At 65.7% G+C, this 22,709-nt stretch carries 20 protein-coding genes; 4 read left to right on the forward strand and 16 right to left on the reverse strand.

All coding sequences use genetic code 11. The features are described 5' to 3' along the window. Window positions 1-5: 5 nt before the first annotated feature. The 3 genes from L0V05_RS08995 to L0V05_RS09005 form a co-directional block, all read right to left on the reverse strand. Window positions 6-587 carry a hypothetical protein gene (locus L0V05_RS08995; protein WP_234869775.1) on the reverse strand — a complete coding sequence of 194 codons (582 nt, stop codon included), beginning with the start codon at window positions 585-587 and terminating at the stop codon, window positions 6-8. A gap of 130 nt (window positions 588-717) precedes the next feature. After that, window positions 718-2,121, reverse strand: coding sequence for a UDP-N-acetylmuramoyl-L-alanine--D-glutamate ligase (gene murD, locus L0V05_RS09000; RefSeq protein WP_234869776.1), 1,404 nt, complete (start codon window positions 2,119-2,121; stop codon window positions 718-720). Between the two features lie 68 nt (window positions 2,122-2,189). Beyond that, a complete protein-coding gene (locus L0V05_RS09005) occupies window positions 2,190-3,614 on the reverse strand; it encodes an FAD-binding oxidoreductase (protein WP_234869777.1) in 1,425 nt (474 codons plus the stop codon). 89 nt (window positions 3,615-3,703) lie between these two features. Between L0V05_RS09005 and L0V05_RS09010 the strand changes: the two genes are divergently transcribed. Further along, window positions 3,704-4,738 carry a GlxA family transcriptional regulator gene (locus tag L0V05_RS09010; protein WP_234869778.1) on the forward strand — a complete coding sequence of 345 codons (1,035 nt, stop codon included), beginning with the start codon at window positions 3,704-3,706 and terminating at the stop codon, window positions 4,736-4,738. A 6-nt stretch (window positions 4,739-4,744) separates the two neighbouring features. On the opposite strand, the gene L0V05_RS09015 is transcribed toward L0V05_RS09010, so the two are convergent. Both L0V05_RS09015 and L0V05_RS09020 read right to left on the reverse strand, forming a co-directional pair. Further along, entirely contained in the window at window positions 4,745-5,416 is a 672-nt protein-coding gene (locus tag L0V05_RS09015) for an SDR family NAD(P)-dependent oxidoreductase (protein WP_234869779.1), read from the reverse strand. A 76-nt stretch (window positions 5,417-5,492) separates the two neighbouring features. Beyond that, window positions 5,493-6,230, reverse strand: a complete 738-nt coding sequence (locus tag L0V05_RS09020; RefSeq protein WP_234869780.1) for a helix-turn-helix transcriptional regulator — start codon at window positions 6,228-6,230, stop codon at window positions 5,493-5,495. A gap of 80 nt (window positions 6,231-6,310) precedes the next feature. Here L0V05_RS09020 and L0V05_RS09025 point away from each other — a divergent pair, with 80 nt between their 5' ends. Next, window positions 6,311-6,643 carry a hypothetical protein gene (locus L0V05_RS09025; protein WP_234869781.1) on the forward strand — a complete coding sequence of 111 codons (333 nt, stop codon included), beginning with the start codon at window positions 6,311-6,313 and terminating at the stop codon, window positions 6,641-6,643. Here L0V05_RS09025 and L0V05_RS09030 read toward each other — a convergent pair. The 10 genes from L0V05_RS09030 to L0V05_RS09075 all read right to left on the reverse strand — a co-directional run bounded on the left by L0V05_RS09030 (window position 6,634) and on the right by L0V05_RS09075 (window position 18,079). After that, on the reverse strand, window positions 6,634-7,911 hold the full coding sequence (locus L0V05_RS09030; RefSeq protein ID WP_234869782.1) for an aspartate aminotransferase family protein: 1,278 nt from the start codon (window positions 7,909-7,911) through the stop codon (window positions 6,634-6,636). The two genes, L0V05_RS09025 and L0V05_RS09030, sit on opposite strands and share 10 nt — an antisense overlap. 3 nt (window positions 7,912-7,914) lie before the next feature. After that, window positions 7,915-8,547 carry a LysE family translocator gene (locus tag L0V05_RS09035; protein WP_234869783.1) on the reverse strand — a complete coding sequence of 211 codons (633 nt, stop codon included), beginning with the start codon at window positions 8,545-8,547 and terminating at the stop codon, window positions 7,915-7,917. A 61-nt stretch (window positions 8,548-8,608) separates the two neighbouring features. Next, window positions 8,609-9,691, reverse strand: coding sequence for a phospho-N-acetylmuramoyl-pentapeptide-transferase (gene mraY, locus L0V05_RS09040; protein WP_234869784.1), 1,083 nt, complete (start codon window positions 9,689-9,691; stop codon window positions 8,609-8,611). Between the two features lie 25 nt (window positions 9,692-9,716). After that, window positions 9,717-11,162 carry a UDP-N-acetylmuramoyl-tripeptide--D-alanyl-D-alanine ligase gene (locus L0V05_RS09045; protein WP_234869785.1) on the reverse strand — a complete coding sequence of 482 codons (1,446 nt, stop codon included), beginning with the start codon at window positions 11,160-11,162 and terminating at the stop codon, window positions 9,717-9,719. Next, window positions 11,162-12,643: a UDP-N-acetylmuramoyl-L-alanyl-D-glutamate--2,6-diaminopimelate ligase gene (locus L0V05_RS09050; protein WP_234869786.1), complete on the reverse strand. Its 1,482-nt coding sequence runs from the start codon at window positions 12,641-12,643 to the stop codon at window positions 11,162-11,164. Before L0V05_RS09050 ends, L0V05_RS09045 begins: the two co-directional genes overlap by 1 nt. A gap of 24 nt (window positions 12,644-12,667) precedes the next feature. Further along, entirely contained in the window at window positions 12,668-14,455 is a 1,788-nt protein-coding gene (locus tag L0V05_RS09055; RefSeq protein ID WP_234869787.1) for a peptidoglycan D,D-transpeptidase FtsI family protein, read from the reverse strand. Continuing rightward, window positions 14,452-14,838: a cell division protein FtsL gene (gene ftsL / locus L0V05_RS09060; protein ID WP_234869788.1), complete on the reverse strand. Its 387-nt coding sequence runs from the start codon at window positions 14,836-14,838 to the stop codon at window positions 14,452-14,454. The genes L0V05_RS09055 and ftsL overlap by 4 nt, the downstream gene beginning before the upstream one ends. Then, a complete protein-coding gene (rsmH, locus tag L0V05_RS09065) occupies window positions 14,838-15,839 on the reverse strand; it encodes a 16S rRNA (cytosine(1402)-N(4))-methyltransferase RsmH (RefSeq protein WP_234869789.1) in 1,002 nt (333 codons plus the stop codon). Before rsmH ends, ftsL begins: the two co-directional genes overlap by 1 nt. A gap of 2 nt (window positions 15,840-15,841) precedes the next feature. After that, window positions 15,842-16,363, reverse strand: coding sequence for a division/cell wall cluster transcriptional repressor MraZ (gene mraZ / locus L0V05_RS20650; RefSeq protein WP_234869790.1), 522 nt, complete (start codon window positions 16,361-16,363; stop codon window positions 15,842-15,844). A gap of 648 nt (window positions 16,364-17,011) precedes the next feature. Then, complete coding sequence (locus L0V05_RS09075; RefSeq protein WP_234869791.1) at window positions 17,012-18,079, reverse strand: Mrp/NBP35 family ATP-binding protein; 1,068 nt, start codon at window positions 18,077-18,079, stop codon at window positions 17,012-17,014. 250 nt (window positions 18,080-18,329) lie between these two features. Here L0V05_RS09075 and L0V05_RS09080 point away from each other — a divergent pair, with 250 nt between their 5' ends. Both L0V05_RS09080 and L0V05_RS09085 read left to right on the forward strand, forming a co-directional pair. Next, complete coding sequence (locus L0V05_RS09080; protein ID WP_234869792.1) at window positions 18,330-18,545, forward strand: DUF1127 domain-containing protein; 216 nt, start codon at window positions 18,330-18,332, stop codon at window positions 18,543-18,545. A 497-nt stretch (window positions 18,546-19,042) separates the two neighbouring features. Beyond that, window positions 19,043-20,194 (forward strand): benzoate/H(+) symporter BenE family transporter, encoded by a 1,152-nt coding sequence (locus L0V05_RS09085; protein WP_234869793.1) that lies wholly within the window; start codon window positions 19,043-19,045, stop codon window positions 20,192-20,194. 66 nt (window positions 20,195-20,260) lie between these two features. Here the strand turns inward: L0V05_RS09085 and L0V05_RS09090 are convergent, their stop codons facing one another. Then, on the reverse strand, window positions 20,261-22,633 hold the full coding sequence (locus L0V05_RS09090) for an ATP-dependent helicase (protein WP_234869794.1): 2,373 nt from the start codon (window positions 22,631-22,633) through the stop codon (window positions 20,261-20,263). Window positions 22,634-22,709 lie beyond the last annotated feature (76 nt).

Below are 22,709 nucleotides of genomic sequence, written 5' to 3' on the forward strand. Positions count from 1 at the left end.
CCGGCTCAGCGGATGTTGAACGAGCCCTGCGTCACGACCATCGAGGAGCTTCCCGGCGCGGTCGCGATCCCCTCGAAGCTTGCGCTGACCGTATCATTCGACCGGTTTTGGCCGGTGATGGTGGACTTGAAGTAGCCGCCGGGCGAGTCGGTCGAGTAGTTGGTACCGTCGACCGTGACCGCAAGCCGCATCTGGTCCGTGGTGCTTCCGACCCCAAGCGCCTCGCTTGCGCCGCCGACATTGATCGAAAGCGCGGTGATCGCCGGACAGGACGGATCATTGGTCGCCGCATTGGCCGGGTTCGAGGAATTCACCGTGATGTTGAAGCCTGTCTGCCCGAGCGTCCCGCTTTTCGTCGACTGCAACGGTGTCGCGTCATTGTCGACCGTCAGCAGGCAGGGCGTGCCGGTGAAGATCTCCGATATCTGACGATCCCCACGCCGCACCTCTGACACGAAAGCGGGGCTTTCGGGAGCGACCTTGTAGCTGGTCATCAGGAACTCGTCGCTGCAACCGGCGAGAAAGACAGGTGCGAGACAGGCAACGAAAGGCAATCGCCCCATGCTCAGACGGAAAAGCGCGGTCATCGAACCCTCCTTCCTTTCGAACCTTGGCTGCACATGGAGCATAGCACAGAAAACGTCTGGAAAGAACGCCCGAGGACGACGGCAGCCCCAGGCCGACACGGCAGGCTGACAGTTAGGCTGTGAGACCGCGTCAGGCCTGAAGCAGGGCCTTCACCTGCGCCATGAAGTCCTCGCCACGCTTTTCGAAGTTGGGATACTGGTCGAAACTCGCGGCCGCGGGGGCAAGCAGCACGACCTCGCCCGCCTCTGCTTCTTCTGCCGCCCGCGCGACGGCGCGCTCCATCGTCTCGCAGATTTCGTGCGGGGTGTCGCCGATCTGGAGGGCAAAATCGCGCGCCGAATGGCCGATCAGGTAGGCCTTCACCACCGAGTCCAGATAGGGCAAGAGCGCCGTGATGCCGCCATCCTTGCCAAGGCCGCCGGCGATCCAGCGGATCTTCGGAAAGGCCTGAAGCGCCTTCGCGGCACTGTCCACGTTGGTGGCCTTGCTGTCATTGATGAAGCGCACGCCACCCCTTTCGCCCACAAGCTGACTGCGATGCGGAAGTCCCGCAAAAGAGTGAAAGGCTTGCTCGATCAGTTTCGGGGCAACCCCGAGCGCCCGGGTGGCCGCATAAGCTGCGCAGGCGTTCTGATGATTGTGGGCGCCGGGCAGGCCTGAGACTTCGCGCAGGTCGATCGAGGCCACCTGCCTGCCCTTTCGCCATTCGGCCAGAAACCCCTTGCGGGCAAAGACCGTCCAGCCGTGATCGTCAAGCTTCTGGCCGGAGGAAATACGGATCACCCGGTCATCCCCGGGGCCCTCGGACATCTGGTTGGCAAGGAAGCGACCTTCGAGTTCATCCACGCCGATCACCGCCCGGTCCGGTCCGCCCTCGGCAAAGAGCCGGCGCTTGGCGGCGAAGTAGCCGCCCATGCCGTTGTGCCGGTCGAGGTGGTCGGGCGAGAGATTGGTGAAGACCGCGATATCCGGGGTCAGCGCCCGGGCCAGATCGGTCTGGTAGCTCGACAGTTCCAGCACCACCACCTCGCCATCCTGCGCCGGATCGATGTCGAGGACGCCGCGCCCGATATTGCCGGCCATTTGCGTCGGCCGACCCGCGACCTGCAGGATGTGATGGATCAGCGCGGTCGTGGTCGACTTGCCGTTCGACCCGGTGACGCAAACCACGCGCGGGGCCTGATCGAAGTTGTCCCAGCCCTTGGTGGCGAAGGAGCGGAAGAACAGCCCGATGTCGTTGTCGACCGGGATGCCCCTGTCCAGCGCCAGAGCGATCACCTTGTTGGGCTGCGGATAGAGATGCGGTATGCCGGGCGAGACGACAAGCGCCGCCAGGTCGTCCATCACCCCGCCTCGCGACAGGTCAATCGGGGCAAAGCCCTCGGCTTCGGCCTTGGCACGGGCCTCGGGGCTGTCGTCCCAGACCACCGGCTCAGCGCCGCCGGCGATCAGGGCGCGGGCCGTCGCAAGCCCGGACCGGCCCAGTCCCAGCACGCCGACCTTGCGCCCTTCATAGCCCGTGACCGGAATCATCTGCCGCCCTCCTTGCCGTTCCGAGGCACAATGGGCAGGGCGGCGGCGGGCCGCAAGGGTGGCTGGCGTCAGCCGACCGGCACGATGTTCTGGTTCATCCGGAAGACGTTGTGCGGATCGTAGCGGCGCTTGACCTGCTGCAGCCGCGCATAGGTCGCCGCCCCGAAGGCGTCACGCACCAGAGTGTCGCCCTCACCAAGGCCGGGGAAATTGAGGTACATCCGCCCGGTCGAATGGGCCTGCATCGCCGACCAGGCCGACCGGACCCAGCCGATATTGGCCTCGTCCCCGTCGGCCCCCTGCCAGATCGCATCGAGGCTGAACATGAAGGGCATCGACCGGTCACCGAAGGCGGTGGCATCGGGCGCAACGCGCTGCACCGCACCGCCGAACTTCCAGACCGAGGCAAAGGTCATCTCGGAGGGCCGGCGGGACAGGTGGCCAAGGATGTCGGCAATGACCTGGTCATCAAGCCCACGAAGATAGGTCGACTTCCAGTAGCAGCGGTCCCTGCCCTTGGGAAAGATCCCGTCATAGAGCGTCTGGATCGTCGCATAGGGCATGGCGCCGCTGAAGTCGGTCAGCATCGGTCCGAAGGCACGCAGGGGCGCCGTGACGCGTTCGCCCTCTTCTGCGGGACCGTCATAGACATGGGCCAGCGCGACCACGCGACGACCCCAGATCTCTTCCGGATAGGCCGGATCGGCGGGAATGGTCGAGAATTCGGCCAGCCCGCTCAGCTCATCCGGCGCGGTCGTCATGAAATCTCGCCAGAGCGGCAGGATCTCGGCGGCGCGCTCCTCGGCATAGATCGGGGCGCAGAAGAAGACCTCCGGTGCGATCGCGTGCAGCCGGAACTCGAAATTCACCACCACGCCGAAATTGCCCCCGCCCCCGCGCAGGGCCCAGAGAAGGTCAGCGTTCTCGGTTTCACTTGCGTGGATCAGCCGGCCTTCGGCGTCGATCAGGTCGGCGGCCACAAGGTTGTCGCAGGCAAGGCCATGAGTTCCGCGCAGCCAGCCGATGCCGCCAGACAGTGTCAGACCGGCGACCCCGGTGGCCGAGATAAGCCCGCCCGGCGTCGCGCGACCAAACGGCGTCGTTGCCCGGTCCACGGCGGCCCAGGTCGCACCGCCCTCGACCCATGCCCGATCGAGCGCGGGGCTGACTCGGACGCCGTCCATCAAGGACATGTCGATCATCAGGCCGCCCTCGCAGACGGCATAGCCCGCCACGTTGTGCCCGCCGCTGCGCATGGCGATCGTCAGACCCTGTGCTCGCGCGAAGCGAACGCTGGCCGAGACATCCGCCGCATTCACGCAGCGGGCGATAAGCGTAGGCCTCCGGTCGATCATCGCATTCCAGATCACGCGAGTCTCGTCGTAAGCCTCGCTGGCAGAATCAAGCACTTCGCCCCGCATTTCGGCGCGGAACGCCTCCACCGCTTCTGGATCAAGCGCGCGGGCCGCAGGTTTCGCTTCATGCTTGGTCATGACGTGCCTCCCTGATTGATGTAGAAAGGCTAAGGTTGTTTCGTGTGTGACCCCAAAGCTGATCCTGCAGGAAAGCGTTCGTTTCTGCCATGCCGGATGAACAGGGACGACTTTACGTGGCCATCGTGGCCGTGCCCGAAGTAACCGCTTCGGCGCTTTACGGCATGTTCGACCTTTTTTCCTCGCCCGGGCGGGATTTCAGTTTCGTAACCCGGGGCGAGGCGGGCGAGCAGCGGATGCGGCCTTTCATCGTCGCGCGGAGCAGGGAACCGTTCCTTGCCGCCAACGGCATTCCCGTGCAGCCGGAGTTCGATTTCTACAGCGCGCCCATGCCGGACATTGTCTGCATCCCGGACTTCTTCGTTGATCCGGGCGCCAGCGTCGCCGGTCAGTATGCCCCGGAGGCCGCCTGGCTCGCCCAAGTGCATAAGGGCGGCGGGATGCTGGCCAGCGCCTGTTCCGGGGCCGTCCTTCTGGGCGAGGCCGGCCTGCTCGATGATCGAGACGCCACGATCCATTGGGCCTATGTCGCGACTCTGACCAACAATTATTCCGGAGTTCGCGTACGTCAGAACCAGACGCTGGTCCTAACCGGCGAGGCGCAGCGCATCGTCATGGCCGGCGGCGGGACCAGCTGGCAGGACCTCGCGCTTTACCTGATCGCCCGCCATGTCGGGCTTAAGGAGGCGATCGAGGTCGCGCGGGTCTATCTGCTGCAGTGGCATGACATCGGCCAGATGCCCTTCGCCGCGCCCGTGAACTTTCGCCAGAGCGACGATGCGGCGGTCCGCAAGAGCCAGGACTGGGTTGCCGAGAACTACGGCCAGCCGGCCCCCGTCGCCGCGATGATCGAGCAGTCGGGCCTGCCGGAGCGGTCCTTCATGCGGCGCTTCCGTACCGCGACCGGCATGACGCCGCTCGACTATGTCCATGCCCACCGGCTGGAAGAGGCAAAGCAGATGCTCGAGCGCAGCGATCTGCCGGTCGAGGCGATCGCCGAGGAAGTGGGCTACGAGGATCCGAGCTTTTTCGGGCGGCTGTTCCGGCGGCGCGTCGGGTTGACCCCCACCCAGTACCGGATGCGCTTCGGCGCGCTGCGCCGGGCGCTGGCGCCCCAAGCCTGAACCGCGTCACCAGCCGACCGGCTCGCGGCGGCGGAAGAAGCCGCCGGTCGGGCCATCCTCGGGCAGAAGGGCGAGCCAGAGGGCGGTATCTGCCCCCTCTTCGGGGCTGAGCGGGGCCGAGGCTCCGCCCATCCGGGTCCTGGCCCAGCCCGGATCGCAGGCGTTGATCTTCACCCCTGGCGGCAGGTCGCGCGGCAAGGCCTTGGTCAGCGCGTTCAGCGCCGCCTTTGCCACGCCATAGGCGCCCGGACCGCCCAGGCCCTGCGTAAAGCTGCCCCAGCCCGAGGACAAGTTGACGATGCGGCCCCAGCCCGTCTCGCGCCAATGGGGAACGTTGAGCCGGATCAGGTCGAGCGGCGCCGCCACCATCACCTCCATCGCCTCGGCAAAATCGCTTTTCGGCGACAGGAGCGAGCCATGGTTCAGGATGCCGGCGTTGTTCACGAGGATGTCGAAGCCGCGGGCCTGCATCACCGCGTCGAAATAACTGTCGGGCTCGGTCAGGTCGAGGCGCACGAAGGCCATGCCCAACTCTGCCGCGGCCTGCCGTCCATCCTCTTCTGACCGCGCACCAATCGTCACCCGACAGCCCTTCGCCTTCAATCCGGCTGCAATCGCCCGGCCCAAACCGCGATTTCCGCCGGTGACAAGGGCGCTAGGATGCAAAGGGCGGGTCATTCCGGGCTCCTGTCAGGCGGGAAGGGCAAGGATGGCTCGGCGGGCGGCGGGCGGCAAGGCCCCGGATCCTCGCGCCTCAGGGGTTAAGCGCCTCGACCCCTGCCATCGCCTCGGCGAAAATCGCCGGGGGGCGAAGGGTGAACCGGTTCGGCATGGAGCGTGCGTTTCGGATCCGGTCGCAGCGGAAGGTCCGGACGGCCTCGCTGTCGATGTCCCAGGCCAAGAGATACCAGACCGGATAGTTGAGCAGCAGAAGTTGCGGCTCGACATGGCGCGCGCGCTCCTCTCCCACCGCCCCGGCATAGCGGAAGGCAAGTTCCCGCTGCTCGAGAAAGGCCGAGAACAGCGCAGCGACTTCGGTCTGTTCTGGCGGCGTGAAGCCGCCAACCACCTGCGCGGAGGCAGAGGTCCCGATCAGGAGGCGCCGCCGTAGACCGCCGATCTGGTCGCGCAGGGCCGGCGAGAACGAGGCGGCGAGCTTGCGCCGGATCGGATCGAGATTGGCCAGAAGCCAAGGCGCCCGCATCTTCTCTGCAATGGCAAGGCTGACGAGCAGGTTGATCGCCTCGGGTGCGGTCAGGGTCAGCCTGCCGACACCCCAGAGCCGATGCAACCGCACGCCGCCGCCCCGGCCGCGATCCGCCTCGACCGGCAGCCCCCGAGCGCGCAAGACCTCCAGATCGCGGGCCAGGGTGCGCTCGCTGACGGCAAATTCGGCGGCGAGTTCTGCGACCGTCATCGGCTCGTCGGCCTTCAGGCGGCTCGCCAGCAGGTCGAGACGGTCCAGGCGGCCAAGGGTGTCCGGGCGGGGCATGTCGCAATCCAACAGAGAAATTTGCCGTTAGATGACATATTTTCGGGCATTCCGTCCAGGTCACAGCAAGGAGACCTGAGATGACAACACCTGAATCCGACATGACAGTGGTCGAGCTCGCCCGGATCCGCCTGAAACCCGGCGTGAGCGAAGACCGCCTGATTGCCGTTTCCGACCAGTTCCAGACCGAATTCCTGGCACATGTCGACGGCTTTCTCGGCCGCGACCTGATCCGTGGCGCCGATGGCGGCTATATGGACCTCGTCCGCTGGTCGTCGCCGAACGCGGCCGAGGCGGTGATGGCGACCGCGATGCGATCGCCCGCGTGCCTGGCCTATTTCGACTTGATGGAGATGGGCAGCGATCCGGGCGAAGGCGTGTTGCACATGCAGGTCCTGCGCCGCTACGGCTGACAGGCGTCTGCCGCGGCTTCAAGGATCGACAGGGCGCGATCCAGATCGGACCAGTCGATGACAAGGGGCGGCGAAAGCGTGATCGTCGCCCCGTTCGAGAGCTTGAAGTTCAGCCCGGCCTCGAGCGATGCCTTGCGGATGCGCTCTGCCCGCGCCGCATCCGGGCGACCCGAAGCATCGGTGACCTCGATCCCGAGCAGCAGCCCGCGCCCTCGTGCATGGCGCAGGCCTGTCGCGGCCCCTTCCATGCCGACAAGTCGCTCCAGCGCCAGCGCACCCAGTTCTGCCGAACGGTCGGCCAGACCCTCTTCGGCGATCACTCGCAGGACTTCGAGACCGACGCGAGTTGTGACGGGATTCTTCTCGTGTGTGAAATGACCGATGGACCACGGCGCGGCCCGGTCCAGATCGCGCCGCGCGATGACCGCCGCGAGGGGCAGGACCGCCCCGCCAAGCGCCTTTCCCAGCACCAGGATATCGGGCACCACACCCTCATGCGAAGAGGCGAACATGCGGCCGGTCTTGCCAAGACCCGTCGGAATCTCGTCGAAGATCAGGAGCGTTTCGGTCTCATCGCAGGCGCGGCGGACGTCGGCCCAGAAGCCTGACGGGGGGATCAGCGGCCAGGACCGCATCGGTTCGGCGACAACCGCCGCCACGTCCCCCTCGCGCCGCAGGATGTCGGTGACAGCCCGGGCGCAGGCGAGGCCGCAGGCGTCGGGACCGGGATGGTTGTAGGGGCAGGCGTGGCAGTCATATTGCGCGACATGCTCGGCCCCGGTCGGCAGCGGACCCGTCGCGCGGTTCCGCCAGGCCGGATCGCCACCCACTGCCGCCGCGCCAAAGCCCGAACCGTGGTAGGAGCCCCAGAATGACACCGTCTTCCACCGCCCGGTCACGGCGCGGGCCAGACGCAGGGCGGTTTCAACCGCGTCCGAACCCGAGGGCAGGAACAGCGAGCGTCCCAGATCGCCGGGCGCGATCCGCGCCAGTTCCTCGGCAAGCTCCGTCGCCGGCTCGCAGGCGAAACGCCGCGGCGCGAAGGTCAGTTGGTCAAGTTGCTCGCGGATCGCGGCCAGGATGCGCGGATGGGCATAGCCGAGGTGATGCGCCGAGTTGCCATGGAAATCCATGAAACGTCGGCCGGCATGATCCTCTATCCAGATCCCCTCGGCGCGCCGGACGCTTGAGGTGCAGGGCGAGGACAGGTCCTGGCTCAGAAAGACCGCCGCATCGCGCGCAATGAGCGGGGCGGTCCGGTCGGTCATGACTCAGGCTCTTTGCGTTGCCACATGCAGGCCGAGACCGACAAGGATCATGCCGCCCGTGCGTTGCATCCACTTCGCCAGGCGCGTCGACCGGGCCAGACGTCCGGCCACTGCCGAGGCCGCGAATATGGCCACAAGGTCCATCGCGCTGAACATCAGGCAGGCGATGCCACCCAGCACGAGAAGCTGTGACCAAACCGGCAGCATGGCGGCAGGATCGGCGAACTGCGGCAGGAACGCCACGTAGAACAAAGCCGTCTTGGGGTTCAGAAGCTCGACCATGACGCTTTGCCGGAACGCCTTGCCCGCTGACATGGAGGGCAATCCGGTGGGCAACGCGCCCAGACCTTCGCGGCTGCGGATCATTCCGATCCCCAGCCAGACCAGATAGCCTGCGCCGATCAGCTTGACCGCGAAATAGATGGTCGGAACCGCATGGAACAGCACCGACAGGCCGGCGGCGGCGGCGATGACATGAACGCAGCAGCCAAGAAGAATGCCGAACGCGGCGCCAAGTCCCGCGCGGCGACCGCCCGCGATTGTCCGCGCCGCAGTATAGAGCATCGCGGGGCCAGGCATCAGGGCGAAGATCGCGGTCGCCAGCAGGAAAGCCAGTAAGGTATCGCTCGATGCCATTCCTACCCCCGAGTTCAGTCCGGGGACAGTTGCACAGGCCGACCGCTTACGCCAGCCGTTCTCACCGGACCTTGAGCGTGGCGAGGCCGATCAGTGCAAGGATCAGCGAGATGATCCAGAAGCGGATGACGATCTGCGGCTCGGCCCAGCCCTTCTTCTCGAAGTGGTGGTGGATCGGTGCCATCAGGAACACTCGCCGCCCGGTGCGCTTGTAGTACATCACCTGGATGATGACCGAGAGCGCCTCGACCACGAAAAGCCCGCCGACGATCGCCAGCACGATCTCATGCTTGGTGCAGACGGCGATCGCGCCAAGCGAACCGCCCAGGGCCAGCGAGCCGGTATCGCCCATGAACACCGCTGCTGGAGGCGCGTTGTACCACAGGAAGCCCAGGCCACCGCCGATCAGTGCGGCGGTGAAGACCAGAAGCTCGCCCGTTCCGGGTACGAAATGGACACCAAGATACTCGGCGAAATTGGCGTTGCCGACGACATAGGCAATCGCGCCGAGCGTCGCTGCAGCTATCATCACCGGCATGATCGCCAGACCGTCCAGGCCATCCGTGAGATTCACCGCATTCGCCGCACCAACGATCACTAGCATCCCGAAAGGCACGAAGAAATAGCCGAGGTTGATCAGCACGTTCTTGAAGAACGGCACGGCAAGCTGGTCGGTCAGCGGACCGGGATGGAAGCGCGCGGCGGCATAAGAGGCGAGTGCCGCGATAAGAAGGCCCAACAGGAATCGCGCCCGGCTGGAAACGCCTTTTGTGTTCTGCTTGGTGACCTTGGCGAAATCGTCGGCAAAACCGATCAGGCCGAAGGCCAGCGTCACGAAGACAACGATCCAGACGTAGGGGTTGTCCAGTCGCGCCCAGAGTATGGTCGAGAATGTCAGCGCCGACAGGATCAGCAGCCCTCCCATGGTCGGGGTTCCGGCCTTGGCGAAATGGGTCTGCGGGCCGTCATCGCGGATGGGCTGGCCCTTGCCCTGTTTCCGCCGAAGCATGTTGATGAGCGGTCGGCCGAAGAGGAAGCCGAAGACCAGCGCCGTGAAGAACGCCGCGCCGGCACGGAACGTGATGTAGCGGAAGAGGTTGAGGACACCGCCCCCGTCCGAAAAATCGGCCAACCAGTAGAACATGCCTTCGCCCCTCTCGTCCGCGCCGTTATTCGGCGCCTGTCGTATCCTGCGCGATCGCCTGCCCCAATTTTCGGAAGCCGTCAACGACCTGCGAGACCTTGATTCCCTTCGACCCCTTGACCAGCACGATGTCGCCGGCATCGACAAGCTGGCGAAGCTGGGGCACCAGTTCGGCGGCGGTTTCGACCCAAAGACCGCGCTTGTTCGGCGGCAACACGGCGTGCAGTGCCCGCATCCGCGGACCGACGCAGTGCACCGTCACGATACTTGCCATTGACGGGTGAGCGGCGATGGCCGCGTGCAGGTCCAGTTCGGTCCGGCCGAGTTCCAGCATGTCGCCAAGGATGGCAATGCGCCGGCCCGGATGGATGCGCCCGACTCCGTCAACCGGCGGGATTGCTGCCAGCAGGTCAAGGCTCGCCGCCATCGAGGCCGGATTGGCGTTGAAGGCATCGTCGATCAGTTCGAAGCCGCGATCTTCGACAGCGTCCAGCAGGATACGCTCGCGGGTGCCGCGCCCCTTCGGCGGCAGCCAGTTGCCGATGTCACAGGCGGCAATCGAGGGATCAAGTCCAAGTGCCGAGGCCACAGCAAGAACGGCCAGCGCATTCGGCGCGAAATGGCGACCGGGGCTGCGGACCTTGAACAGCAGCGGCTCACCATCTGCGATGGCCCGGACGACCGTTGCATCGGGGGTCAGCGAGACGTCGGTGAGCCGGAAGTCGGCAGTCTCAGAGGTGCCAAACCGGATGACCCGCGCGCCGACTTCAGCCGCCTTGGCCAAAAGGATGGGGCTCACGCCAAGGTCGGCAGGAAGCACGGCCGTGCCGCCGGGTTTCAGCCCCTCCATGATCGAGGCCTTTTCGTGGGCGATCCCCTCGATGCTTTCGAACGCCTCCAGATGGGCTGCGGCAACGGTGGTGATCAGCGCCACATCAAGTTGTGCGAGTTCGGCCAGAGGAGCGATCTCGCCCGGGTGGTTCATCCCGATCTCGACCACGGCGAAATCGGTGTCGACCGGCATCCGCGCCAGCGTCAGCGGCACGCCCCAGTGGTTGTTGTAGCTTGCCTCTGCGGCATGGGTCTTTCCCTGCCCGCCCAGCACCGCGCGCAGCATGTCCTTGGTGGAAGTCTTTCCGACCGACCCGGTGACGCCGACCACCTTCGCCTTCGTCCGCGCCCGCCCCGCGCGTGCAAGGCCGCGAAGCCCCTCAAGCACGTCCGGGACGATCAGAAGAGGGGCATCGATCCCCACCCCTTCCGGCACGTGGGTGACAATTGCTGCGGCCGCCCCCTTGTCGAGCGCCTGACCCACGAATTCGTGCCCGTCGCGCACGTCTTTCAGTGCCACGAACAGATCGCCCGGCTGAAGGGTGCGCGTATCGATCGAAACACCTTTCGCCACCCAGTCGCAGGTGATCCGTCCGCGGGTAGCGGCTGCGGCGTCGGAGGCTGTCCAGAGCGCGGCCATCAGATCAGCCCGTCCAGCGCTGCCACCGCGACGCTGGCCTGTTCCACATCGTCGAAGGGATAGACATGCCCGGCGATCGTCTGTCCGCTTTCATGGCCCTTCCCGGCCACCAGCAGCGCGTCGCCGGGGCCAAGCGCGTCGACGCCGCGCAGGATCGCCTCGGCCCGGTCGCCGACCTCGTTCGCCTCGGGACAGGCTTCCATGATCTGCGCCCGGATCGAAGCCGGATCCTCCGATCGCGGGTTGTCGTCGGTGACGAAGAGGATGTCGGCATTCTCGGCAGCAGCCTTGCCCATCAGAGGGCGCTTGGACCGGTCTCGGTCGCCGCCTGCGCCGAAGACGACGACGATCCGACCCATGACATGCGGCCGCAGGGCCTTGAGCGCGGTCTCGATTGCATCGGGGGTATGAGCGTAATCGACGAAGACGCTTGCGCCATTCTTGCGCCGACCGGCCAGTTGCATCCGGCCTCGCACGGTTGAAAGCTGCGGCAGGACCGAGAAGACGTCTCCGGGGGCCGAGCCCGAACCGATGGCAAGTCCCGCGGCCACTGCCACGTTCTCGGCCTGGAAGCCGCCGATCAGGTTCAGGCGAACCTGATGGGGTGTGCCTTTCCAGGCGAACCGGACATCCTGCCCGGTCGCATCGAAGCGCTGGCCCAGGATACGCAGGTCGGCATCCTCGCCATGGCCGGTGCGGATGATCTTCTGCCCGCGCGCCGTTGCGATCAGCGCCAGGTCGATGCTCTTGGGATCATTCGTGTTCAGAACCGCCGTGCCGTCCTCGGGCAGGACCCGGGTGAAAAGTCCCGCCTTTGCCGCGAAATAGGCCTCGAACGTGCCGTGATAGTCGAGGTGGTCCTGGGTGAAGTTGGTGAATCCCGCCGCCTTGAGCCGCACGGCGTCAAGCCGGCGCTGGTCCAGCCCATGCGAAGAGGCTTCCATCGCTGCATGCGTAATTCCGGCGTCGGCCGCTTCGGCCAGCAGGCGGTGCAGGGTAATGGGCTCGGGCGTGGTATGGCCCGAAGGAGCGTCCCATGCCCCTTCGACCCCGGTTGTACCGATGTTGATCGCGGGCAGCCCGAGCGCTGACCATATCTGACGGGTGAAGGTGGCGACGCTTGTCTTGCCGTTGGTGCCGGTGACCGCGACCATGGTCTCGGGCTGGCGGCCGAACCAAAGCGCGGCGGCGAAGGACAGCGCCTCGCGCGCATCCTCGGCCACGACAAGCGCGACGGTCGCGATCCCCGGCAGGCCCTGAGCGAGCCGTGCGCCTTCGGCATCCGTCAGCACTGCTACCGCGCCAAGATCCAGGGCGGCGGAGATGAAGGCTGCGCCATGCGCCTTGCTCCCCGGCAGCGCCGCGAACAGATATCCGGGACGCACCGCGCGGCTGTCCACCGCCAGCCCGGTGATCCGCGCCTCGCGCCCGCCGCGGGCCGTCAGGCCCAGTTCGGCGAGGGATTTCACGACTTGGGTCATTGGCACGGCGCTCCAGCTTTGGGGTCAGTTGCTGGCGAGTGTTACCTCGGTGGCAGAGGCGGTTTCAACCTCGGGCCGGAGCCCGAGCAACGGCGCGACGCGGCGGATCACCTCGGCGGCGACCGGCACGGCTGTCCAGCCGGCGGTGCGGCGCACCTGCGACCCGACGATCTCCATCGGTTCGTCCAGCGTCAGGATCAGAACGTATTTCGGGTTGGTCGAGGGGAAGGTACAGGCGAAGGTGTTCACCACCTTGTCGTGATAGTAGCCGCCGCCCTTCTTGGGCTTGTCGGCGGTTCCTGTCTTGCCGGCGACGGAGTAGCCCGGAACATCCCCGAGGCTGGCCGTCCCTTCGGTCACAACGCCGCGAAGCATCGCGACCGCCTCTTGCGAGGTCTTGGGCGAGATGATGCGCGGTCCATTTTCGACGACATCGGACTTGAGCAATGTGGGCCGCACCAGAGTGCCGCCATTGGCGATGGTGGCATAGGCCGCAGCAAGGTGCATCGGGCTGGCCGAGATGCCATGGCCATAGGCGGTGGTGATGGTGGTGATGTCCGGCCAGCGCGAGGGGACCAGCGGCTTGGCATAGGGCGCCTCGATCAACTCGACCGGGGTCGGATCGAAAAAGCCGAGCGATTTCAGGAAGGCTTGCTGCCTTACCCCGCCAATCATCAGGGCCAGCCGGGCGGCACCGACGTTCGAGGATTTCACGATCATGTTGCGGACCGACAGCAGCGGCCCGTAATTGTGGTTCTCGAATTCCTTGATCTTGAACTTGCCCCAGATCATCGGAGCATCGGCGTCGATCATCGTTTCGGGGTTCACGAGACCAAGGTCCAACGCCTGGGCTGCCGCGAATATCTTGAAGGTCGAACCCAGCTCATACACCCCCTGTACCGCGCGGTTGAACAGCGGGCTATCGGCGGGGTCGCCTTTGACCATCGGCTGCGGACGGTCGTTCGGATCGAAATCGGGAAGAGAAACCAGCGACAGGACCTCGCCTGTCCGAATGTCCAGAAGGACGGCGGCGGCGCCCTTGGCCTGCATCATCTTCATGCCGCCTTCCAGCACTTCCTGCACGGTGGCCTGCACCGTGAGGTCAAGCGACAACGCCACCGGCTTGCCGGCATTGGCCGGATCGCGCAGACGGGCGTCGAGCGCCTTTTCGATGCCGGCGGTGCCTATCACCTCGGCCGAATTCACGCCTTCAGCGCCGAAACTCGTGCCGCCAAGAACATGCGCGGCAAGACGCCCGTTCGGATAAAGCCGCATCTCGCGCGGGCCGAACAGCAGGCCGGGATCGCCAATGTCATGAACCTGCTGCATCTGTTCGGGGGACAACTTCTTCTTGATCCAGAGGAAGCTGCGGCCATCGGTGAAGCGGGCAAGAAGCTGCTTCTCGTCGAGGTCGGGGAAGATGCCGACCAGTTCATGCGCCACGCGGGCCGGATCAACCATGTCCTTGGGCTGGGCGTAAAGCGAATGGGTCAGGATATTGGTCGCAAGGATGCGACCGTTGCGGTCGGTGAGATCGGCGCGCTGCGCCTCGATCTGGGCGCCGGAGCTGGCGTTGCGCGGTTCGGTCGGCATCGTCGCCGCCATCATCCCCATCCGTGCCCCGATGCTGGTGAAGGCCATGGTGAAGGCCACCCCCAGCAGGAGCAGACGACCCTGAGCGCGCGCACGCGCGCGGTCGTGGGTCTGCTTCTGGCGAAGACGGATGTTCTCGCGTTCGATCGTGTCGGGATTTTCGCCACGCGCACGGGCGGACAGGATGCGGGCAAGGGGGCGCAGCGGAATGCGGGTCATGGAATCTGCACCTCATTGGTCGGCACGATGTCGAGCTGGCCCTGCACCGAAATCGGGGCCGAAAGGGAGAGATCGGACGGCAGCGAGGCCGCCGGCGGCGGCGGATAGGGAATATCCTTGGCGTCCCCGAACTGCGACGGCTCCATCGGCAGAAGCCCCAGCTTGTCGAAACTGATGGCGGCGAGTTCGCGAATCCGGTCGGGGCGGTTCAGATAGGCCCACTCCGCCTTCTGCATCGCGAGTTCATCGCGAAGGTCGGCGATCTCGTTCTGAAGCCGGTCGACGTTCCGGAGCGCGTCCTGGGTGGCATAGTTCTCGCGATAGGCCCAGAAGGCCAGCCCCATGACAGCAAGGAACGAGACGGCATAGAGGACGGAACGCATTACCGGCGACCTTTGCGCTGAAGAAGGGGGACACCTAGCGCGGCGGGATCGACCTGACCCGCCGGGGCATCGGTGCGCTGTGCAACGCGGAGCTTTGCAGACCGGGCGCGGGGGTTCTCGGCCAATTCCTCATCGTCCGGACCGACCGCCCGGCGCGTCACCAGTTGAAAGCGCGGTTTGTCGGGGCTGTTGGCAGGGGCGTAGCGGTTGCTTTGCGCCTCGCCACCAGAGCGCAGTTGCAGGAAGCGCTTCACGACGCGATCCTCGAGAGAGTGGAAGGTGACGACGGCCAGCATGCCCCCCGGCCTAAGCGCCCTTTCAGCTGCCATCAGGCCTTCCGCGAGTTCTTCGAACTCGGCGTTCACGGCGATGCGGATAGCCTGGAAACTGCGCGTTGCGGGATGGCTTTGCCCGGGTTTCGGGCGAGGCAGGCAGCGGGCCACGATCTCGGCCAGACGCAGGGTTGTCTCGATCCGCGCTTCGCCGCGGGCCGCCACGATCGCCCGTGCAATCCGGCGCGATGCGCGTTCCTCTCCATAGAGATAGAGGATGTCGGCCAACACCTCTTCCGAGGCTGTGTTGACCAGATCGGCGGCACTGTCACCCGACTGGCTCATCCGCATGTCGAGAGGGCCATCCTTGAGGAAGGAGAATCCGCGCTCGGCCTGGTCGAGTTGCATGGACGACACGCCGAGGTCCAGCACCACGCCATCGACCGGACCGTCCGCAACAGTGTCGAGGTCCGAGAAGGTTCCGGCAACGAGCCGCAGCCGCTGGCCATAGGTCGCCGACCACCCCGCCGCCATTTCAAGTGCCAGCGGATCACGGTCGATCCCGATGACCTGATCCGCCCCGGCCTCGAGCAGGCCGCGCGCATAGCCACCCGCACCGAAGGTGCCATCGATCCAGATGCCGTGAACGGGAGATACCGCCTGCAGAAGCGGGCGCAGGAGAACGGGGATATGCGGCGGGCGGGCGTCGGCGGGACCGCTCGTCACCATGCTCACGCCTCCGGATCCGGCAGGAGTGACAGGATATCGAGCCCCTCTGCCAGTTCTTCCATTTCTTCAAGGGATTGCGCCGCGATCTCATCCTCGTAGGCGTCGCGCTTCCAAAGCTGGAAGGTTTCCAGCGCGCCGGCGAACATCGCCTCGAACCCGCCGGAAAATTCCTCGGGCGCGGCACCGATCTTTTCGCGCACCTTCTGCGGCAGCACGATCCGACCGTCCTCGTCAACCTCTACGGTGACCGACAGGGTGATGAGGTTACGCTCGAGCGCCCGGCGACGAGGCGAACCCTTGGGAAGGCGCGCGATCAGCGCCTCGACCCGTTTCATCTCGTTGATCGGGTAGCATTCGACGAAACGGCGGCGCTCGTCGCCATAGACCATGATCACGCGCGGGCGGGGGCTTTCGGGCCAGGAGGGATCGCCATTTTCCAGGACGCGACGGAAGGCGGCGGGGATCGAGACCCTCGCTTTGGCGTCCACCTTCTGGACGACCTCGCCTCTGAAGCTCTCCGCCACGCTGTGCGGCTCCTTCACTCGCGCCCCGCCCTTGCGTCGGGGTCTTGTCCCTCGTTTGCCCGGCCCTGAAACGGACAACGGCGGATCGGGACTGCTGCCACGCCCGATCCGCCGCCCTCGTCCCATCGCTGGGTCCGTCCAGCTGCGCGCGCCACCTGGGGGGATGTCTGCTCGCTCGCGCGCCGGATCTCAGTTTTTCGAAAGCGGCGGCTGCCTGTATGAAACCTGACTTTCGCCTGTTCGGGGTCTTGGCTGCCCCTGCTTGTCATTCGCTGCCGCCTTCGATGGACAAGGGATGCCATGGGAAAGCATGGGAAAGCAAACCCTTTCTTTGGTGTCTTTCAGCAGGAACTCAGCGGAGTATCGCTAACGCGCTTGTGATTAGACAAGATTCTGAGAAGCTTAGCCCACAAATCGGAGTCATCTGAGCACAAGGCACAAGATATAGATCCACGTTACGCTCAACCACAAAATCCCATGAATTCCCAGATATATGTCTCGCCCCAGGCCGCCCTGCTGAAGAGTGGAGAACAAACAACGAATATGAGGAGGACACGCAGCGAATCACGGCGCGTCACGCGTCAGTGATTCGGCGTGTCGCTCACCTGGAAGGGGCAAATCCCATGATTTCCCGTGCGGCTCGGGCCCTCAGGCCATGCCGCCGGCCACCAGTCCCGCCGCGATCCGCGCATAGGCGTCAGCCGCCGGCCCTTCGCCCGCCGCGACCGGGGTGCCGCTGTCACCTGCGAGCCGCACATCGAGACTCAATGGCAATTCCCCGAGGAAGGGCAGCCCCAGCTGCTTGGCCTCGGCCCGTACGCCGCCATGGCCGAAGATATGCTCCTCATGGCCGCAATTGGGGCAAATGAAGGTCGACATATTCTCGATCAACCCCAGGACAGGGGTGTTGAGCTTGCGGAACATGTCGAGCGCCTTGCGCGCGTCGAGCAGAGCGACGTCCTGCGGCGTCGAGACCACGATCGCCCCGGTCAGCCTCGTCCGCTGGCAAAGCGTGAGCTGGATGTCACCGGTGCCCGGTGGCAGATCGACGATCAGCACGTCAAGCCGTCCCCACTCCACCTGGGTCAGCAATTGCTGAAGCGCCCCCATGATCATGGGGCCCCGCCACACCACCGCCTCGTTCTCCTTGAGCATCAGCCCCATCGACATCATGACGACGCCGTGCGCCTCGAGCGGCAGGATCGTCTTTCCGTCCGGTGAAGCCGGGCGCTTGCTCACCCCCATCATCCGGGCCTGCGACGGACCATAGATGTCGGCATCGAGCAGCCCCACGCGCCGCCCCTGCCGCGCCAACGCGACGGCAAGATTTGACGAGACGGTAGATTTGCCCACTCCACCCTTGCCGCTGGCGATCGCGAGGATGCGGTCGACGCCGGATACGGGCTGAGGCCCGCCTTGCTGAGGCGTCGGGTGCTGGCCGATCTTCAGGCTCGGGGGTGCCGCCTTGGTCGCCGGTGCCGTCAGCACGATCTGGACGGAGGTCACCCCCGGAAGTTCACGCAAGGCTGCCTCGGCGCGCGCACGGGCCGGCTCCAGCGCCTGCGCCGTTGCGGCGTCGGCAACCTCGATGACGAAACGCACCAGCCCGGCCTCGACCGTCAAGGCACGGACCAGGTCCCGCGAAACAAAGTCGCCGCCTCCGGGGACGTCGATTCCCGAAAGCACCTTGATCACGGACTCACGCGACACCGACATGGCTGTCTCCCCAGGCTTTGCTTGGGCGAATACGTCGCGCTTTGATCGCGTCAGGGCAAGGCCCGTTCGTACGCTGCACAGATTTCAGGCGCGCCAGTCGCCGCAATGTCAAAATTACGTAAAGGAAGCCATGCACTTGCCGCATGGCAGCATTGATGACCTAACTTATTGTGCATCTGCAGCATTGGGTTATGTTTGCCCTAACAGCGCGAAACTAAACAAGCGCACGCGAGACGATAGAGGCAAGACGATGAGCTACGTAACCACTTCCACCGCTGTACGCGCCGGCCTTCCGGACCGTCTGTCGGCGATGCGGAAAGCAGTGGCCGACATGCTTCGCAAGCGGCGACTGTACAACCAGACCTTCCGGGAACTCGCGGTCCTGACCGACCGTGAACTCGCGGACCTCGGCATCAATCGCACGCTGATCCCCGAGATCGCTGCGCAGGCTGCCTACGGCAAGTAGGATTATTGCTGGACCCCTCTCCTCCTCCCCGGGGTCCATAGCAAAAGCGGCGGCACTTCTCCTCCTCCCTGGTGCCGCCGCACTTTCTTCGGAAGCCCTTGCTTCCACCGGCGTACGAAAGGCCCCTCCTCCTCCCTGGGCCGATCGGACCAGCGGCGACCCCCTCCTCCTCCCTGGGGTCGCCGCGCCAAGATCCGGGGATCGGGCGCAGGCCCGCCACCCCAAAGCAGATGCGTTCGGCCTTCCTCCTCCCTCGGGCCGGGCGTAGCAGGCGGCGATACCCCTCCTCCTCCCTGGGTGTCGTCGCAGACATACCGGGCCCATCGGGTCCGAGGGCTACGAAGGACCCCTCCTCCTCCCTGGGTCCGACGTGCAGAACGGCGGCGCTCCTCCTCCTCCCTGAGCGCCGCCGTTTCCTTTTCCGCCCCCGTTGATTGCCTTCCGATTGCAACTCTGCCGCCACCCGCTAAAGGTCGGGCGAAAAGCAGGAGTTCGTGATGCGCCTTTCGATGATCTCCGCGGCCCTTGTCGCCGCCCTCGTCGGATATGGCTCGACCATCACACTGGTACTTGCCGCCGCTGGCGCAGTCAGCGCAACTCCGGCGCAGACAGCGTCCTGGGTCTTTGCCGTCTGCCTCATCAAGGCGGCAGGCAGCGCGTTTCTCAGTGCAACCAGCCGGGTACCTGTTGTGCTGGCCTGGTCAACGCCTGGCGCAGCTCTGATCGCAGCCACGACCGGAATCAGCATGGCGCAGGCAGTCGGAGCCTTCCTGCTGGCCGGGGCGCTGATCGCTATGACAGGGGCTGTCCGCCCGCTCGGCAGGCTGGTTGCAGCAATTCCCGACGGTATCGCCGCAGGCATGCTCGCGGGCGTCCTCCTGCCTTTCGTGCTGAAACTCGCCGGCGCCGTGCAGATCGCGCCGAAGCAGGTCCTGCCAATGGTGCTCATCTTTGCGCTGGTGCGGCTGTGGAACCCGTCCTTCGCCGTGCTGGTCGCGCTCGCGACCGGCGTCGTGACCGGCCTTCACCCCGAGGCACTGGCAGGGTTCAGCTTCGCCCTGCCCCGCCTGACCTTCATTGCACCCGAATTCACGCCGGGCGTGCTGATCGGCCTCGGCCTGCCGCTCTATCTGGTGACGATGGCCTCGCAGAACCTTCCCGGCTTCGCAACGCTCCGCGCCGCCGGATACGAACCACCCGTCCGCCCGGCACTCGCTGTCACCGGCGGGCTGTCAGCCCTCGGCGGCCTCTTCGGCTCGCACACGATCAGCATGGCCGCGATCACCGCCGCGATCTGTCTGGGCGACGACGTGCACCCCGACAGGAACCAGCGCTGGAAGGTCGGGCTTGCCTACGCGGCAGTCTGGGTCTGCCTTGGCATCTTCGGCCCGCTGATCCTCGCGCTGATCGGCGCCCTGCCCGCCGCCACAATGACCGCGCTCGTGGCACTTGCGCTGCTCGGGCCACTGACCGGCGCGCTGACCGGCGCCTTCTCTCATCCGCCGCAGCGCTTCGCCGCAGCCGTGACGCTGACCACCACAGCCTCGGGTGTCGCCTTCTTCGGCATCGGCGCGGCCTTCTGGGGGCTGATCGCGGGCCTGACGATCTTCGGACTCGAGCACACGGCCAGCCGCCTCAAGAGACAGTAGGCATTTCTTCTGTTCCCAAATATCCCGGGTGTGAATGAGCCGCAGGCTCAGAGGGGGCGGCGCCCCCTAGAACGGCACGTCATCCGCTTGCGCGGCGCCGACGACGAAGCGCGCGACGATCTTCTTCACGCCGGCCTTGTCGAAGGCCACGTCGAGCTTGTCGCCCTCGATCCCGACGACCGTGCCATAGCCGAATTTCTGGTGGAACACCCGGTCATCCAGCACGAAAGAGGACACCGCCGTGGCGTCGATCACCATGTTGCGCGCCTCCTGCGGCTGCGCCATGGGCCGCTCGGCCCCGCGCGCCTGCATTCGCTTCCAGCCCGGCGAGTTGTAGACATCGGCCTTTGCCGCCTTCTGCTCGATGGTCGAGCCACCGCCAAACCCCGCCGCCATCCCCGCCGCGCCGAAGCCGCCGCCATAAAGGCCGGGCGGGGTCAGCACCTCGACATGCTCGCCCGGCAATTCGTCGATAAAGCGCGAGGGCAGCGCCGACTGCCACTGGCCATAGACCCGGCGGTTCGCGGCGAAGGAGATCGTGCACAGCTCCTCGGCCCGGGTGATGCCCACATAGGCGAGTCGACGCTCTTCCTCGAGGCCCTTCAGCCCGCTCTCGTCCATGCTGCGCTGGCTCGGGAACAGACCGTCCTCCCAGCCCGGCAGGAACACGGCGGGAAACTCCAGCCCCTTGGCGGCGTGCAGCGTCATGATCGACACCTTCTCGACCGCATCCTCGCTGTCATTGTCCATGATGAGCGAAACATGCTCGAGGAAGCCCTGCAGGTTGTCGAACTCTTCCAGACCCTCGATCAACGACTTGAGGTTCTCTAGCCGCCCCGGCGCCTCGGGCGTCTTGTCCTGCTGCCACATCTCGGTGTAGCCGCTTTCCTCTAGGATCGTCTCGGCCAGTTCGATATGGCTCTGTCCGGGGCGCAGCGTCGCCTGATGCCAGCGCTCGATCCCGTCGAGGAAGGCGCGCAGCTGTCCCGCCCCCTTGCCCGAGATGCCCCCTTCCGCGAGCAGGATGCGCGCCGCCTCGGCCAGCGTAACACCATTCTGACGCGCGATCACCTGAATGGTCTGCTGCGCCTTGTCACCGAGGCCACGCTTGGGCGTGTTCACCACCCGCTCGAAGGCAAGGTCGTCGTCGGGGGACACAGCCAGCCGGAAATAGGCCATCGCATCGCGCACCTCGAGCCGCTCGTAAAAGCGCGGACCGCCGATCACGCGATAGGGCAATCCGATGGTCAGGAAGCGGTCCTCGAAGGCGCGCATCTGGTGGCTGGCACGGACGAGGATCGCCATGTCGTTCAGCGACATCCGCCTAAAGTCGCGCGTACCCTTCTGCAGCCGCTCGACCTCTTCCCCGATCCAGCGCGCCTCCTCCTCGCCGTCCCAGTGGCCGATCAGGCGCACCTTGTGGCCGTCCTCGACCTCGGTCCAGAGCGTCTTGCCCAGCCGCCCGGCATTGGCCGCGATCACGCCCGAGGCGGCGGCAAGGATATGGGGGGTGGAGCGGTAGTTCTGCTCCAGCCGGATCACCGTGGCGCCGGGGAAATCCTTCTCGAAGCGCAGGATGTTGCCCACCTCGGCGCCGCGCCAGCCGTAGATCGACTGGTCGTCATCGCCCACGCAGCAGATGTTGTGATGCGCCTGAGCCAGCAGCCGCAGCCAGAGATACTGGGCGACGTTGGTGTCCTGATACTCGTCGACGAGGATGTAGCGGAACCAGCGCTGGTATTGCGCCAGCACGTCGGGATGGGTCTGGAAGATGGTCAGCACGTGCAGCAGCAGGTCGCCGAAATCGACCGCGTTCAGCGTCTTCAGCCGCTCCTGATATTGCTCGTAAAGCTCCGTCCCGCGATGGTTGAAGGCCGCCGCCTCGCTGTTCGGCACCTTCTGCGGGGTCAGCGCGCGGTTCTTCCAGCCATCGATCAGCCCGGCGAGCATCCGCGCCGGCCAGCGCTTCTCGTCAATGTTTGCGGCGACGATCAGCTGTTTCATCAGCCGGATCTGGTCGTCGGTGTCGAGAATGGTGAAGTTCGACTTGAGTCCGACGAGTTCCGCGTGACGGCGCAGGATCTTCACGCTGATCGAGTGGAAGGTGCCCATCCACGGCATCCCCTCCACCGCCTCGCCCAAGAGGCGCCCGACCCGATCCTTCATCTCGCGAGCGGCCTTGTTGGTGAAGGTGACGGCAAGAATCTCGTTCGGGCGCGCCCGGCCTGTGGTCAGCAGATGCGCGATGCGCGCGGTCAGCGCCTTGGTCTTTCCCGTCCCCGCCCCGGCAAGCATCAGCACCGGTCCATCCAGCGCGTCGACCGCCGCGCGTTGCGCGGGGTTCAGGTCATCCAGATAGGGCGCCGGCCGCGCCGCCATGGCGCGGCGGCTTAGCGGCAGGGCGGCCTCGAAGGCCTCGCTTTCGTCAAACCCGGTCATGGACCGAGTCTAGCCTGCCTCGCTGCAAAGTTAAAGCTTTGTTCCTTTATTGTTCTTCGCCTCTGTCACAACCCGC

The organism is Alitabrizicola rongguiensis (assembly GCF_021491355.1).
In the GTDB taxonomy this organism is placed as follows: Bacteria; Pseudomonadota; Alphaproteobacteria; order Rhodobacterales; family Rhodobacteraceae; genus Aliitabrizicola; species Aliitabrizicola rongguiensis.